The 13,605-nt window shown below is 73.3% G+C and carries 13 protein-coding genes; 10 read left to right on the top strand and 3 right to left on the bottom strand.

Annotated features, from left to right (window positions below):
- The first annotated feature begins 55 nt into the window (after positions 1 to 55).
- From CD790_RS10435 to CD790_RS10410, 6 genes are all read left to right on the top strand, one after another.
- A complete protein-coding gene (locus CD790_RS10435) occupies positions 56 to 1,903 on the top strand; it encodes a phosphatidylglycerol lysyltransferase domain-containing protein (protein ID WP_186318965.1) in 1,848 nt (615 codons plus the stop codon).
- 292 nt (positions 1,904 to 2,195) lie between these two features.
- A complete protein-coding gene (gene folP / locus CD790_RS10430) occupies positions 2,196 to 3,056 on the top strand; it encodes a dihydropteroate synthase (RefSeq protein ID WP_144382913.1) in 861 nt (286 codons plus the stop codon).
- Positions 3,053 to 3,481 carry a nuclear transport factor 2 family protein gene (locus CD790_RS10425; protein ID WP_144382912.1) on the top strand — a complete coding sequence of 143 codons (429 nt, stop codon included), beginning with the start codon at positions 3,053 to 3,055 and terminating at the stop codon, positions 3,479 to 3,481. The genes folP and CD790_RS10425 overlap by 4 nt, the downstream gene beginning before the upstream one ends.
- A 267-nt stretch (positions 3,482 to 3,748) precedes the next feature.
- The gene (gene folB, locus CD790_RS10420) at positions 3,749 to 4,108 is read left to right on the top strand and encodes a dihydroneopterin aldolase (RefSeq protein WP_260867485.1); all 360 of its coding nucleotides are present in this window, start codon (positions 3,749 to 3,751) and stop codon (positions 4,106 to 4,108) included.
- Complete coding sequence (gene folK / locus CD790_RS10415) at positions 4,105 to 4,698, top strand: 2-amino-4-hydroxy-6-hydroxymethyldihydropteridine diphosphokinase (protein WP_144382910.1); 594 nt, start codon at positions 4,105 to 4,107, stop codon at positions 4,696 to 4,698. Before folB ends, folK begins: the two co-directional genes overlap by 4 nt.
- Before the next feature lie 130 nt (positions 4,699 to 4,828).
- Positions 4,829 to 5,323 carry a DUF3180 domain-containing protein gene (locus tag CD790_RS10410; protein WP_144382909.1) on the top strand — a complete coding sequence of 165 codons (495 nt, stop codon included), beginning with the start codon at positions 4,829 to 4,831 and terminating at the stop codon, positions 5,321 to 5,323.
- A 379-nt stretch (positions 5,324 to 5,702) separates the two neighbouring features.
- Here the strand turns inward: CD790_RS10410 and CD790_RS10405 are convergent, their stop codons facing one another.
- Positions 5,703 to 6,860, bottom strand: coding sequence for an ABC transporter ATP-binding protein (locus tag CD790_RS10405; RefSeq protein WP_144382908.1), 1,158 nt, complete (start codon positions 6,858 to 6,860; stop codon positions 5,703 to 5,705).
- Positions 6,861 to 6,974: 114 nt separating this feature from the next.
- On the opposite strand from CD790_RS10405, the gene CD790_RS10400 reads away from it, so the two are divergent.
- The 4 genes from CD790_RS10400 (at position 6,975) to CD790_RS10385 (ending at position 11,101) form a co-directional block, all read left to right on the top strand.
- Positions 6,975 to 7,706, top strand: a complete 732-nt coding sequence (locus tag CD790_RS10400) for an ABC transporter permease (protein WP_144382907.1) — start codon at positions 6,975 to 6,977, stop codon at positions 7,704 to 7,706.
- Complete coding sequence (locus CD790_RS10395) at positions 7,706 to 8,467, top strand: ABC transporter permease (RefSeq protein WP_144382906.1); 762 nt, start codon at positions 7,706 to 7,708, stop codon at positions 8,465 to 8,467. Before CD790_RS10400 ends, CD790_RS10395 begins: the two co-directional genes overlap by 1 nt.
- 206 nt (positions 8,468 to 8,673) lie before the next feature.
- Positions 8,674 to 9,663, top strand: a complete 990-nt coding sequence (locus CD790_RS10390) for an ABC transporter substrate-binding protein (RefSeq protein WP_144382905.1) — start codon at positions 8,674 to 8,676, stop codon at positions 9,661 to 9,663.
- A 205-nt stretch (positions 9,664 to 9,868) separates the two neighbouring features.
- Positions 9,869 to 11,101, top strand: coding sequence for a hypothetical protein (locus CD790_RS10385; RefSeq protein WP_260867484.1), 1,233 nt, complete (start codon positions 9,869 to 9,871; stop codon positions 11,099 to 11,101).
- Positions 11,102 to 11,153: 52 nt separating this feature from the next.
- Here CD790_RS10385 and CD790_RS10380 read toward each other — a convergent pair whose 3' ends face one another.
- Together CD790_RS10380 and CD790_RS10375 are read right to left on the bottom strand one after the other, a co-directional pair.
- Positions 11,154 to 12,296, bottom strand: coding sequence for an NADH-quinone oxidoreductase subunit D (locus tag CD790_RS10380; RefSeq protein ID WP_144382903.1), 1,143 nt, complete (start codon positions 12,294 to 12,296; stop codon positions 11,154 to 11,156).
- 146 nt (positions 12,297 to 12,442) lie between these two features.
- Positions 12,443 to 13,561: an SAM-dependent methyltransferase gene (locus tag CD790_RS10375; protein ID WP_144382902.1), complete on the bottom strand. Its 1,119-nt coding sequence runs from the start codon at positions 13,559 to 13,561 to the stop codon at positions 12,443 to 12,445.
- Between the last annotated feature and the right edge of the window lie 44 nt (positions 13,562 to 13,605).

The following is a 13,605-nucleotide window of genomic DNA, read 5'->3' as shown; positions in this document are numbered from 1 at the left end:
CTAGGTACCGCGCCAAGGGGCGCGGATCCTCTCGACGGAGGCGGCGGGAAAGTACATGTCTGAGAAGCAAGATGGCGAAAAGTCCGATGTGGTTCCGGGGCGGGCGCGGCGCCTGCTACGTGGACCACGTCCGGAGGCCATCCCCACGGTCATCGGCACCGCGTGCACGCTCATCGGACTGCTGAACCTTGCCTCCGGCGTCTTTCCCGGCTTCCGACACAGCCGGTTCCGCGCCCTGGCGGAGGTTCTGCCGGGGGCGGTCAACCCGCTGGCCGCCGCCGGATCGATCGTTGTCGGACTGTTGCTGTTGATGCTGGCGCACGGCCTCAAGCGGCGGAAGCGGCGGGCCTGGGTGGCCGCGGTGGCACTGCTGCCGGTCGGCGTGGCCGGGCAGCTGCTGTACCGGCACTCGGTCTGCGGCGCGGTCCTCTCGCTGGCCCTGCTGGCGCTGATGGTCTGGCACCGCAAGGAGTTCGCCGCGCTGCCGGATCCGCGCAGCCGCTGGCGGGCGCTGGCCAACTTCGTGCTGCTCGGCGGGGCCGGCCTGGGGCTGGGCTTCCTGATCGTCGACGCCCACCCGAGCAAGATCGTCGGCGACCCGTCCTTCCGCGACCAGCTTGAGCACGTGCTCTGGGGCCTGTTCGGCTTCGAGGGCCCGATCCGCTACACCGACGGGGCCGACTACACCGTCGGCTACTCCCTCGGCGCGCTCGGCCTGCTGACCGTCGCCACCACCGCGTACCTGGCCTTCCGGCCCGAGCACCCGGCCGCCCGGCTCACCCCGCAGGACGAGGAGCGGCTGCGCGCCCTGCTCGCCCAGCACGGCGGACGCGACTCCCTCGGCTACTTCGCGCTCCGCCACGACAAGGGCGTGGTCTTCTCGCCCAGCGGCAAGGCCGCCGTCTGCTACCGCGTGGTGTCCGGTGTGATGCTCGCCAGCGGCGACCCGATCGGCGACGTGGAGGCGTGGCCCGGCGCCATCGAGCGCTTCATGGAGGAGGCCCGCGCCCACTCCTGGACCCCGGCCGTGGTCGGCTGCAGCGAGACCGGCGGCCATGTGTGGACCCGCGAGACCGGCCTGGACGCGCTGGAGCTGGGCGACGAGGCCATCGTCGACGTGCCGGACTTCACCCTCTCCGGGCGCTCCATGCGCAACGTGCGGCAGATGGTCAAGCGCATCGAGCGCAACGGCTACGAGACCCGGGTGCGCCGGGTGCGCGACCTGGAGCCGGAGGAGCTGGAGCGCGTCCAGCGGGCCGCGGACGCCTGGCGCGACACCGAGACCGAGCGCGGCTTCTCCATGGCGCTGGGCCGGATCGACGCCGAGCGCGACGGCGACGCCGTCATCGCCACCGCGCACAAGGCCCCGGAGGAGGGCGAGGAGCCCACCCCGTACGGCGACCTGAAGGCGATGCAGCACTTCGTGCCCTGGGGCGACGACGGCATCTCGCTGGAGCTCATGCGCCGCGACCGCTCCGCCGACCCGGGCATGAACGAGCTGCTCATCGTCGCCACCCTGCAAGCCGGCAACGGGCTCGGGATCAAGCAGGTCTCGCTCAACTTCGCGATGTTCCGCTCCGCCCTGGCACGCGGCGAGAAGCTGGGCGCCGGCCCGGTGCTGCGCGGCTGGCGCGGTCTGCTGATCTTCCTCTCCCGCTGGTTCCAGATCGAGTCGCTGTACAAGTTCAACGCCAAGTTCCAGCCACGCTGGGAGCCGCGCTTCGTGGTCTTCCGCAAGAGCCGCGACCTGCCCCGCATCGGCTTCGCCATGATGCAGGCCGAGGGCTTCGTCTCGCTCGCCCTGCCCCGCCCGCTGCGCCGCGGCGAGGCCGCCGAGCCCAAGCCGTGCGCGCACCTCGACGCGGGGCGGGTACGGCAGCACGAGGTGGAGCGCGTGGCCTGACCGCCTCCCGGCGAGGGGCCGTCGACTCGGGGGTGGCCCACCGCGGGGGCCTGGCGGGGCCGTCAACCCCACGGGTCTCCGCCGGTTCGGCACCGCCGGGCCGCGGCGTTCGTTGCGGTTGCTCGCCGTGGCGGCGGGATGGGGGTCGGGCTGATCGTGCCGCGGCCGGGGGCTCGTGGGCCCGGAGGCACCTCCTGTGACAGCTCTCCGCGCAGGCCGCGACGCCGGGGTCACACGGGGTAGGCCACCCCGTCACCACGACCCCCCGCCGGGAGGCGCCTAGGCTGGGGGCATGAGTACGTTGCGTGGTCGGACCGGACCGGCGGGGCTGCCCCAGTGGGATCGGTGCGCGGTGATGGGCGTCGTCAATGTGACCCCCGATTCGTTCTCCGACGGCGGCCAGTGGTTCGACACCGAGCTCGCCGTCAAGCACGGCCTGGAGCTCATGCGGGCCGGGGCCGACCTGGTGGACGTGGGCGGTGAGTCGACCCGGCCGGGCGCCCCGCGCGTGGACGAGGCCGAGGAGCTGCGCCGCGTCATCCCCGTGGTGCGGGAGCTGGCGGCGGCCGGGGCCGTGGTCAGCGTCGACACCATGCGCGCCGCGGTCGCCGAGCGGGCCGTGGAGGCCGGCGCCGCGCTGGTCAACGACGTCAGCGGGGGCCGCGCCGACCCGGCGATGGTGCCGCTGGTGGCGGCCGCACGGGTGCCGTTCGTGGTCATGCACTGGCGCGGCCAGTCCATCGACATGAACAACCGTGCCGTCTACGCGGACGTGGTCGCCGAGGTCCTCGCGGAGCTGCGCACCAGCCTGGACGCGGCGGTCGCCGGCGGTATCGAGCCGGACCGGATCATCGTCGACCCGGGCCTGGGCTTCGCCAAGAACGCCGAGCACGACCTGGCGCTGGTCGCGCACCTGGCCCGGCTGCGTGCTCTGGGGCACCCGCTGCTGGTCGCGGCCTCCCGCAAGCGGTTCCTGGGGCGGGTGCTGGCCGACGGCGAGAACGCCCTGCCGCCCGCGCGGGAGCGGGACGCGGCCACCGCCGCCGTCTCCGCCATAGCCGCCCGGGAGGGCGCCTGGGCGGTGCGGGTGCACGAGGTGCGGGCGAGTGCGGACGCGGTGCGGGTGGCCCGTGCCGTCGAGGGAGCGGTGTGACTTCCGTAACCGACAGCGAGCGGGTGGAGCAGGCGAACACCGCGCTCTACGAGGCGATGGAGCGCGGCGACCACGCCGCGATGGAGCGGCTCTGGCTGCACGGGGACGTCTCCTGCGTACACCCGGGGTGGCCGGTGCTGCGCGGCCGTGGCGAGGTGCTCCGTTCCTACGCGCTGATCATGGCGAACACGGAGTACATCCAGTTCTTCCTCACCGACGTCGAGGTGTCGGTCTCCGCCGACACCGCCCTGGTCACCTGCACCGAGAACATCCTCAGCGGCGCCCCGGCGGAGGAGGAGGGCGAGCTGGGGCCGCTGGTGGGTCAGCTGGTGGTGGCCACGAATGTGTTCCAACGCACACCGGAGGGGTGGAAGCTGTGGTCGCACCACGGCTCGCCGGTGCTGACGGAGAACGAGGAGGAGTGAGCCGGGGCGGTGGCGAGGGACCGTCAGCGGGGTGACGACGTCCACTCGTTCGAGTCGGTTGGCGCCGGGGTAGGGAGTGGTTCACAAGGGCGTGGGCAAGCGCGGCGAGGATGCTCCCACCCACCCGCCGGGGCGGCTCCGCGCGCCCCCGTGCGTGAGGTTTGTCGGCGCTCGCAGGTAGATTCGATTGGTGGGTGGTGCGTCGGCGCCGTTCGGTGCGCGCCCGCAACCGACGATCAGCAGGGACGACCGGCAGGAGTGATTCGGGTGGATCGTGTCGCGCTGCGCGGCCTCAGGGCCCGCGGTCACCACGGTGTCTTCGCGCAGGAGCGCGAGCAGGGCCAGACCTTCGTCGTGGACCTGGTGCTGGGCCTGGACACCCGCCCCGCCGCCGCCGGTGACGACCTCACCAAGACCGTGCACTACGGGATCGTCGCGGAGGAGGTCGTGGGCCTGGTGCGCGGGGAGCCGGTCGACCTCATCGAGACGCTCGCCGAGCGGATCGCCGCCCTGTGTCTCAAGTACGACGTGGTACGGGAAGTGGAGGTGACCGTGCACAAGCCGGACGCACCGATCACCGTGCCCTTCGACGACGTGTCCATCACCATCACCCGGAGCCGAGTATGAGCAGCAGCGACCCGACCGTGCAGCCCGTCCCCTCCTCCGTGGTGGAACAGGTGGACGCGGCGGATGTGACCCTGAGCAACCCCAAGCGGGCCGTGATCTCCATCGGCAGCAACCTCGGCAACCGGCTGGAGACCCTCCAGGGCGCCGTGGACGCGCTGGAGGACACCCCCGGCCTGCGGGTCAAAGCGGTCTCCCCGGTGTACGAGACGGAGCCGTGGGGCGTGGAGCCCGGCGCGCAGCCGTCGTACTTCAACGCCGTGGTCCTGATCAAGACGACGCTGCCGCCGTCCTCGCTGCTGGAGCGCGGCCACGCGATCGAGGAGGCGTTCGAGCGGGTGCGGGACGAGCGCTGGGGGCCGCGCACCCTGGATGTCGACATCGTCGCCTACCAGGACGTCGTCCTCGAGGACCCCGAGCTCACCCTGCCGCACCCGCGCGCCCACGAGCGCGCCTTCGTGCTGGTGCCGTGGCACGACGTCGACCCGGAGGCCGAGGTGCCGGGCCGCGGCGCGGTCACCGAGCTGCTGGCGTCCGTCGGCAGCGAGGGCGTGGTGGCACGGGCCGACCTGGAGCTCCGGCTGCCGGAGTAGGCGGTAGTTTCGGGGGCAGTGGCACGAAGGGAACGCCGCGCGCCTCGCGGCGGGCGGCGTCGGACGCCGTGCCGTGCACGCGGGTGAGTACGCGCAGGCGTACGACGGGAATGTGAGGGGCGACTGCTCGGTGAGCCAACTTCGGATCAGGGTGCTGCTCGGGCTGTTCATCGTGGCCGGTGTCATCTCCTGGGCGGGCGCCCGGCTGTGGGACTCGGTCGGCACACTGCCCGGCGTGCCGGTGGCCGCGCCCATCGTGCTGGCGCTCATCGCCGTGGTCCTCTTCGCCACCGCCCTCTCCCTGCGCTCCCGGCTGAAGGCCCAGCGTGAGCGGCGCCCCGGCGCCAAGGGCGTCGACCCGCTGGTCGCCGCCCGGGCCGTGGTCTTCGGCCATGCCAGCGCCCTCGTCTCCGCCCTCGTGGCCGGTCTCTACGGCGGCGTCGGCGTCTTCCTCCTCACCGACCAGCTCGACGTCCCGGCCCGCCGCGACCAGGCCATCTACGCCGGTGTCTCGGTCGTCGCCGCCGCCGCGGTGATCGCCGCGGCGTTCTTCCTGGAGCGGGTGTGCAAGCTTCCGGAGGACGAGGACGACGGCGGCCCCGGAGCGGCGGCCACCTCCCGGTGAGGGCCCGTCGACCGGGGGTGGCCCACCCCTGAGGACCCCGGCCGACATCGCTGTCGCCGCCGCGAGGGGCCTGGCCGGTGGGCGGGTCGCGCGGCTTCTTCCGTCGCCGTGGTGCGGGGCCGCGACGGCGGTGTCCGGCGGTGCCGTGTCGTCGCGGGCCGTGGATGAGTTCTGCCGCCTCCGCCAGGGCCGGAGTGGGCCGTGCACTCTCTTCCGCCGCCGTGGTGCGGGGCCGCGACGGCGGTGTCCGGCGGTGCCGGGTCGTCGCGGGCCGTGGAGGTGTGTGCTCCGGGGGCGGCACCGCCGGTCCCGCCGGCTGGGCTGCGGGTCGAAACGGCGGTGCCGAGGCGGAGCGGGGCGCTCCGCCGGGGCGATGGCCTCAGACCCGGGAGACGGTCACCACGTCCACATCCCCGCGCGGGAGCGCGTTGGCGTCGGCGTCGATCGAGCGCCGCAGCGCCTCGTGCAGTCGGGCCGGGGTGAGGACGCCGAGGAAGCGGTCGCCGTCGGTGACGGCTATCCAGCCGGCGTCGTGCTGGAGCATGGTGCTGAACGCCTGCTTGAGCGAGGAGCCGACGGGCAGCCATGCCTCCATGCGGCGGGCGTGCTCCCGTACCGTCCCGGCGCCCGCAGCGGCGGCCTCGGCGGAGATCCAGCCGTGCAGGCCGTCCGCGTCGTCCAGCACCACGGCCCAGCGGGCGGAGTCGTCGGCGAGCCGGGCGGCGGCCTTCGGGAGCGGGTCGTCGAGGTGGACGACCGGCGGCTGCTCCAGGTCGCCGGGTTCGATGGGGGTGACGGACAGCCGCTTGAGCCCGCGGTCCGCGCCGACGAAGTCGGCGACGTAGGGGGTGGCGGGGGCGCCCAGCACCGTCGCGGGCGGGTCGAACTGCTCGATCCGCCCCGCGCCGTAGACCGCGATCCGGTCGCCCAGCCGCACCGCCTCCTCGATGTCGTGCGTGACGAAGAGCACCGTCTTGCGGACCTGGGACTGGAGCCGCAGGAACTCGGTCTGCAGATGCTCGCGGACCACCGGGTCGACCGCGCCGAAGGGCTCGTCCATCAGCAGCACCGGCGGGTCGGCGGCCAGCGCGCGGGCCACCCCGACCCGCTGCCGCTGGCCGCCGGAGAGCTGGTCCGGGTAGCGGTCCCCGTAGACGGAGGGGTCCAGCCCCACTAGGTCCAGAAGCTCGGCGGCGCGCTCACGGCCCTTGCGGCGCTGCCAACCCAGCAGGTGCGGGACGGTCGCGGTGTTCTCCAGCACCGTCTTGTGCGGGAAGAGGCCGACCTGCTGGATGACGTAGCCGATGCGGCGCCGCAGGGCGACCGGGTCGACCGTGGCGATGTCCTCGCCGTCCAGGAAGATCTGTCCGCTGGTCGGCTCGATCAGCCGGTTGACCATCTTCATGGTGGTGGTCTTGCCGCAGCCGGACGGTCCGACGAGCGTGACCAGCTCGCCCTCCGCGACCTCGAAGGACAGGTCGTCCACCGCGGTCGTTCCGTCGGCGTAGCGCTTGGTGACGTGCTCGAATCGGATCATGACTCCCCATTGTGGCCCCATGGGCGGCCGGAAATGTTGCCGTTGTGTGGCGGGCGACGGTCATTGTCGGCGCCCGGGGTTAGGGTCGATCGGAATTGACGGGGAGGTGAGCCGGTGGCGGACCAGAACTGCCTGATCGCCAACGACTGGGTCTGTGGCGAGTATGTGCGCACGCGCAGTGAGGAGTTGACCGACGCGACGCTCCAACACGTGGGCATCACCCTCGCGTCGGTGTCGATCGGCCTGCTGGTGGCCTTTCCGCTGGCCCTGTTGGCCCGCCGCTGGCGGGTGGTGGCCGGCCCGCTGCTGAGTCTGACGACGATTCTCTATACGGTGCCGTCGCTGGCGATGTTCTCGCTGCTGCTGCCGGTCTTCGGGATTTCGGCGGCCGTCGTGGTGACCGGCCTGGTGCTGTATTCGCTCACCATCCTGGTGCGGAACATCCTGGCGGGCCTGGCGGCGGTGCCCGAAGAGGCGCGCGAGGCCGCGCGCGGTATGGGGTACGGGCCGCTGCGGCTGCTCTTCGGCGTGGAACTCCCGCTGGCGCTTCCCGCCCTGATGGCCGGTCTGCGGATCACCACCGTCTCCACCATCTCGCTCACCACGGTCGGCGCGATCGTCGGTTACGGCGGCCTCGGCAATCTCATCTACGAGGGTATGCGCAGCTTCTTCAAGGCGCAGGTGCTCACCGCCTCCGTGCTGTGCGTGGCGCTCGCCGTGGTGGCGGATCTGCTGCTGCTCGGCGCCCAGCGGTTGTTGACGCCCTGGACGCGCGGGAACCGGCGCGCGGCGAAGCGTGGCGCGGCACGGGTGCGGGTGCGAGAAGCGGGGAAGGCGGCGGTCTGATGGGCGTCATCGGCGAGGCATGGACATGGCTGACCACCGCGGCCCACTGGTCCGGTGGCGACGGTGTGTGGCACCGGCTCGGCCAGCACCTGTATCTGACGGTGGTCTCCCTGGCGATCTCCTGCGGCGTCGCGCTGCCCGTCGCGGTGCTGCTCGGCCACCTCGGCAAGGGCGGCACGGTCGCGATCAACATCTCCAACGCGGGCCGCGCGGTGCCCACCTTCGCCGTGCTGGTCCTGCTGCTGCTCAGCCCGCTGGGACGGCACGGGGACTGGCCGGTGATCCTGGCGCTGGTGCTGTTCGCCGTCCCGCCGCTGCTGACCAACGCGTACGTCGGCATGCGCGAGGTGGACCGCCAGGTCGTCGAGGCGGCGCGCGGCATGGGGATGACGGGGGCTCAGCTGGTCGGCCGGGTCGAGCTGCCGCTCGCCTTCCCGCTGATCATGACCGGGGTGCGCACGGCGGCGGTGCAGGTCGTGGCGACCGCGACGCTCGCCGCGCTGCCCGGCGGCGGCGGTCTCGGCCGCATCATCACCGCCGGCTTCCGGCTCACCGACACCCCGCAGGTGGTCGCCGGGGCGGTGCTGGTCGCCGCGCTCGCGCTGCTGGTCGAGGGCGCGCTGGTGGTCCTGGAGTGGGTGCTGGACCCCATGCGGCGGCGCGGTCGGCGGCAGGCCCGCGCGCTGCGCGCCCGACCGGGCGGCGGGGACGGACCCTCGCCCGCCGATGTCGTCAAGCCGGTGGGCGTGGGCGTCGGCTGAGCCCCCTACCCGGCCGTCCACCCGCCGCGGCCCCTCCGCGTCCGCGCGTCGAGCCCCCGCGTCCGCGCGTCGAGCCCCCGCGTCCGCCCGTCGAGCCCCCGCGTCCGTCCCCCGCCGCCCGCCCACCCGTCGCGCCCCGCCGCCGTGCCTCGCCGGCCGGGCGCAAAACCCCACCGATGTGACCGATGTGATGGAGATGGAGACCCATGACCACGACCCCGCGTAGAACGCGCATCCCTCGCACGGCCACTCGCACCGTGCTCGCCGCGGCCGGTGCCGCGGTGCTCGCCGTCGGGCTGACGGCGTGCGGTGGAGAGAGCCTGGAGGAGTCCGGCGGCGGCTCGGGCGACTCCGGTGAGAAGGGCTCGCTGGTGGTGGGCTCCGCCTCCTTCACCGAGTCCAAGATCCTCGCCGAGATGTACGCGGCGGCTTTGGAGGACGCCGGGTACGCGGTCTCCATCAAGACCGTCGACGCCCGCGAGCTGTATGCGCCGGCCCTGGAGAAGGGGCAGATCGACGTCGTTCCGGAGTACGCGGCCACGCTCGCGGAATTCCTCAACCAGAAGGAGAACGGGCCGGACGCCAAGCCCGTCGCCTCCTCCGATCCCGAGGCCACCGTGAAGGCGCTCCGCAAGCTCGCCGGGGAGCGCGGGCTCAAGGTCCTGGAGCCGGGCAAGGCGGTCGATCAGAACGCCTTCGCGGTGAGCGAGGACTTCGCCGCGGAGCACAACCTCAAAACCCTCTCCGACTTGGGGAAATCCAAGCAGAAGATCAGGCTCGCGGCGGGCGACGAATGCCCGAGGCGGCCGTTCTGCCAGCCGGGCCTGGAGAAGACCTACGGCATCGACATCACCGGCATCGACCCGCTGGACGTCAACAGCACCCAGGCCAAGCAGGCGGTCAAGGACGGAAAGGACCAGATGCTGTTGACGATCACCACCGACGCCACGCTGGCCCAGTTCGGCCTCGTCGTACTCGAAGACGACAAACACCTGCAGAACGCGGACAACGTGCTGCCGGTGGTGAATGCGAAGTCCGCCGGGGCGAAGGACATCGAGGACGCGCTGGACAAGATCACGAGAACCCTGACCACCGCGGATCTCGCCGAACTCAACAAGAAGGTGGACTCCGAGCGGCTCAAGCCGGACGATGTCGCGGAGGAGTACCTCAAGGACAAGGGGCTGTTGCAGAACTAGCCCAACGCTAATCGCCGGGAGAATCGCGAATTTCACCGAGGAGTTTGGCGGGGCGAGCCCCCAAGGCGACCCTACGCACGGTAAGTTTCAGGCCATGCCACGTGGACGCCACCGCCAAGCCCCACCCCTGCACAGGCTTCTTCCCCCGACGTCGGTCGCAGCCGCTTCCATAGCCTGCGCCGCCGGTGCCTGGCTGGCCGGTGAAGTGACGGTGGTACGTGGGCTCGCCGCGGCCGCCAGTGCGGCCGCGGTCGTCGGCGCGGTCCTGCTGCGCCGGTGGGACCGCGCCGCCGGTAAGCGGGTCGCCGAGCTGACGAAGGCGCGGGCGCGCGAGGAGTGGCGGGCCGAAGAGCGCATGGCGGAGCTGGAGGCGGACGTCGAGGAGGCGCGCGAGGCGCGTGCCGCCCTCAACGGCAAGCTGCGCGCCAAACGGGCCGAGCTGGCCCGGCTGCGCAACGAGCACGCCGAGTTGCTGCGCCGCTATGCCACCGCGGAGACCGAGCGCGCCCGCGCGCTGGAGGGCCGTCGCCAGCTGGCCCTGGGCGTGACCGACGACGACCCGGACGACCTCGACGGCGGCGTGGACGTCGATGACATCGACGCTGCCGAGCGCGTCGCCGACCTCCTGTCGAGGGCTGTGCTGAGCGCGGAGCTCTATCGGCGCGCCGACGCGGCCCTGCGCCGGCTGGAGGAGCAGGAGTGGGTCGTCGAGCGGGCGGAGCAGCCCCTGCTGCCGGAGCCCGCGCGTCCGCTGGATGCGGCGGGTGCGCGGGAGCTGACCGACGCGGCGGCGTCGGCGCGGTCGGTCGACGCGGCGCAGCCGGCGGAGCAGGTCGAGTCCGCCGAGCCCGTCGAGTCGGCGGAGTGCGTCGAGCCGGCGGAGCCCGTCGAGTCGGCGGAGTCCGTCGAGTCGGTTGAGCTCGTCGAGTCCGCCGAGCCCATCGCGGCGGAGGCCCGGACCGAGCCGTCGACGGCGGCCGTCGAGCCGGCGGCGGGCGTGGAGGTCGAGGACGGTGAGTCGGCGGCGGAGCCGGCGTCCGCCGCCGCACGGCCGGCGCCCGAGTCCGACGACGCGGAGCGGCCGACGCCGGCGCACGCCCGCACGGTGGCCTCCGCGGTGGTGCCGTACGCCGCGGCCCGCCGGACGGCCTCTCGGCTCGAGGGTGGCTTCGACTTCTTCGGCAACCAGAAGCAGGGCCCGCAGCCCAAGGCGGCTGCCGAGTCCGGAGCGGGCGCCGAGCCGGCCGGGGCGGCGGCCGAGGAGGACCTGGCCGACGTGGTGGGCGCGGAGGCGCTGGCGGCGGCCGAGGCCGAGGCTGCGGCCGAGGCCGCTGCGCGGGCCGAGGACCGACGGGACGCGGACGAGATCATCGACCTGACCGCCCACGACGAGACCGAGCAGATCGACGTGGCGCAGCTGCGCAGCGCGATCTCGTAGCGCGCCCACGGCGGGCACGCCTTCGCGTCGGCGACGCCGACGACGACAGGGACTACTTGTCGATGTCGCCGACGACGAAGAACATCGAGCCGAGGATCGCCACCATGTCCGCGACCAGGGTGCCCGGCAGCATCTCGGTGAGCACCTGGATGTTGTTGTACGACGCGGAGCGCAGCTTGAGCCGGTACGGGGTCTTCTCGCCCTTCGAGACGAGGTAGTACCCGTTGAGGCCGAGCGGGTTCTCCGTCCAGGCGTAGGTGTGGCCCTCGGGTGCCTTGAGCACCTTCGGCAGCCGCTGGTTGATCGGCCCGGGCGGCAGCTCCTCCAGCCGGTCCAGGCAGGCGTCGGCCAGGTCGAGCGAGTTGTGGGTCTGCTCCAGCAGGCACTCGAAGCGGGCCAGGCAGTCGCCCTCCTCGCGCACCACCACCTTGAGGGTGTCCCGCAGCTCCCCGTACGCCAGGTACGGTTCGTCCCGCCGCAGATCGAAGTCGACCCCCGAGGCGCGGGCGATCGGCCCGCTCACCCCGTACGCGTGCACCGCCTCGCGGCTCAGGACGCCGACGCCGCGCGTGCGGCCGCGGAAGATCTCGTTGCCGAGGACCAGCCGGTCGTACACGTCGATCCGCGACCGCACCTCGGCCACCGACTGCCGCGCCCGACCCAGCCAGCCCGCGGGCAGGTCCTCCTTGAGCCCGCCGACGCGGTTGAACATGTAGTGCATGCGGCCGCCGGAGATCTCCTCCATGACGTGCTGGAGGTGCTCCCGCTCGTGGAAGGCGTGGAAGATCGGCGTGATGCCGCCCAGTTCCAGCGGGTACGAGCCGAGGAACATCAGGTGGTTCAGCATCCGGTTCAGCTCGGCGAGCAGGGTGCGGGTCCACACCGCGCGCTCGGGCACCTCCATGCCCAGCATCCGCTCCACGGCCAGCACCACGCCCAGCTCGTTGGAGAAGGCCGACAGCCAGTCGTGGCGGTTGGCGAGCATGATGATCTGCCGGTAGTCGCGCGCCTCGAACAGCTTCTCGGCGCCGCGGTGCATATAGCCGATCACCGGCTCGGCGTGCTGGATGCGCTCCCCGTCCAGCACCAGGCGGAGGCGCAGCACACCGTGGGTGGACGGGTGCTGCGGCCCGATGTTCAGCACCATGTCGGTGCTCTCCGCGGCGCCGCCGATGCCGACTGTCGTCTCCGTCATGGACACAGTCTGTCAGCTTGCTCCGGAGGCCCTTCCTCCGCACGGGGCCGCGGGGGCGGGGTCCACGTTCCGTGCCCGAGGGGGTGCGGTTCCGTGGCCGGCCCGGCGGTGCTCAGCCAGGGGTGCCCCTGGCGTTCCGGGGCCGCTCAGGCACCGCCGCCGTCCCCGATCCGGCCGTCGGACGACAGCACCCCGGCGCAGGCGCTCCCCACCGGCTGGAGCAGCCAGGTGAAGGCGCCCAGACCCGAGGGGTCGGTCAGCTCCGCGGCCTCACCGGTCGCGGACAGCGCCCGAAGGTAGGCCGCCGGGTCGCTCGACGCGAGCGTCAGCGGCGGCCGCCGGGCGCTGACGCCCAGCGCCCGCAGCGCGTCCCGCTGGCTCCACCAGGCGGCCGGCCCGGCCCCCGCCGCCTCGGCCGCCGCCGCGCAGGCGTCCAGCGCCACATGGGCGGTGAGGTCGCAGCCGCCGTCCGGCACGGGGTGGACCTCACGGCCGTCGCGGAAGCCGGTGAGGGTGCCGAAGGGCGGCCGGGCCGCGAGCTCGTGCGCGTAGTCCACGGCGACGGCGAGGCCGGCGGTCAGGGTGCCCACGGCGCCGGCCCAGGCGGCGTCGCGCGGGTGGCCGACCTCGGCGCGCAGTCCGGGTTCGGCGCCGGGCAGCGGCCACCAGCGGTCCAGCCAGCGGGCGTCCGCGCCGGCGACCGGGGCGCCCAGCCGCTCGGTCCCGTCCGGGGCGACCAGGACCTGGCGGGGCACCCCGTGCGCATCGGTCTCCACGACGTCCACCGGGACGTTGTCCAGCCACTCGTTCGCGAACAGCAGGCCGCGCACGGCGGCCGGCGGCTCGCTCCGCCATGCGATACGGGGGTCGAGCCCCGCCGGGCGGTCGGCCCGCTCCACCGCGCAGGCCCGCAGCCGCTCGGCCAGGTCCGCGCGCGCCGCACTCGGCCCCGCCGTCTCCTCCAGCGCCGCCAGGACCCCCGTCAGCAGCTCGCCGCGGCCCGCGCCGACGTCGACCAGGGCCAGCTCGTCCGGGTGGTCCAGCGCGATGTCGACCCGGACCAGCAGCTCCGCGACCGCCCGCGCGAACAGGGGCGAGGCGTGCACGGAGGTGCGGAAGTGTCCCGCCGGGCCCTCGGGCCTTCGGAAGAACCCCGCGGGTCCGTACAGCGCCTCCTCCGTCGCCGCGCGCCAGCCGCGCCACGGGCCGCCACGCTCGCCACCGCCGTCGCCACCACCACTGTCTTCACGCCACTGACTCGCCACCCGCTCACGCTATGCGTTCCGGCGTCCACCTTGGGGAGTAGGCC

The organism is Streptomyces sp. SAJ15, assembly GCF_007595705.1.
Lineage (GTDB): Bacteria > Actinomycetota > Actinomycetes > Streptomycetales > Streptomycetaceae > Streptomyces.
This window is presented reverse-complemented; position numbering and strand designations above follow the sequence as displayed.

Coding starts and splice junctions, on each gene's coding strand:
- CD790_RS10435 (WP_186318965.1), top strand. CDS start 56: ATGTCTGAGAAGCAAGATGGCGAAAAGTCCGATGTGGTTCCGGGGCGG.
- folP (WP_144382913.1), top strand. CDS start 2,196: ATGAGTACGTTGCGTGGTCGGACCGGACCGGCGGGGCTGCCCCAGTGG.
- folK (WP_144382910.1), top strand. CDS start 4,105: ATGAGCAGCAGCGACCCGACCGTGCAGCCCGTCCCCTCCTCCGTGGTG.
- CD790_RS10405 (WP_144382908.1), bottom strand. CDS start 6,860: ATGATCCGATTCGAGCACGTCACCAAGCGCTACGCCGACGGAACGACC.
- CD790_RS10395 (WP_144382906.1), top strand. CDS start 7,706: ATGGGCGTCATCGGCGAGGCATGGACATGGCTGACCACCGCGGCCCAC.
- CD790_RS10390 (WP_144382905.1), top strand. CDS start 8,674: ATGACCACGACCCCGCGTAGAACGCGCATCCCTCGCACGGCCACTCGC.
- CD790_RS10380 (WP_144382903.1), bottom strand. CDS start 12,296: ATGACGGAGACGACAGTCGGCATCGGCGGCGCCGCGGAGAGCACCGAC.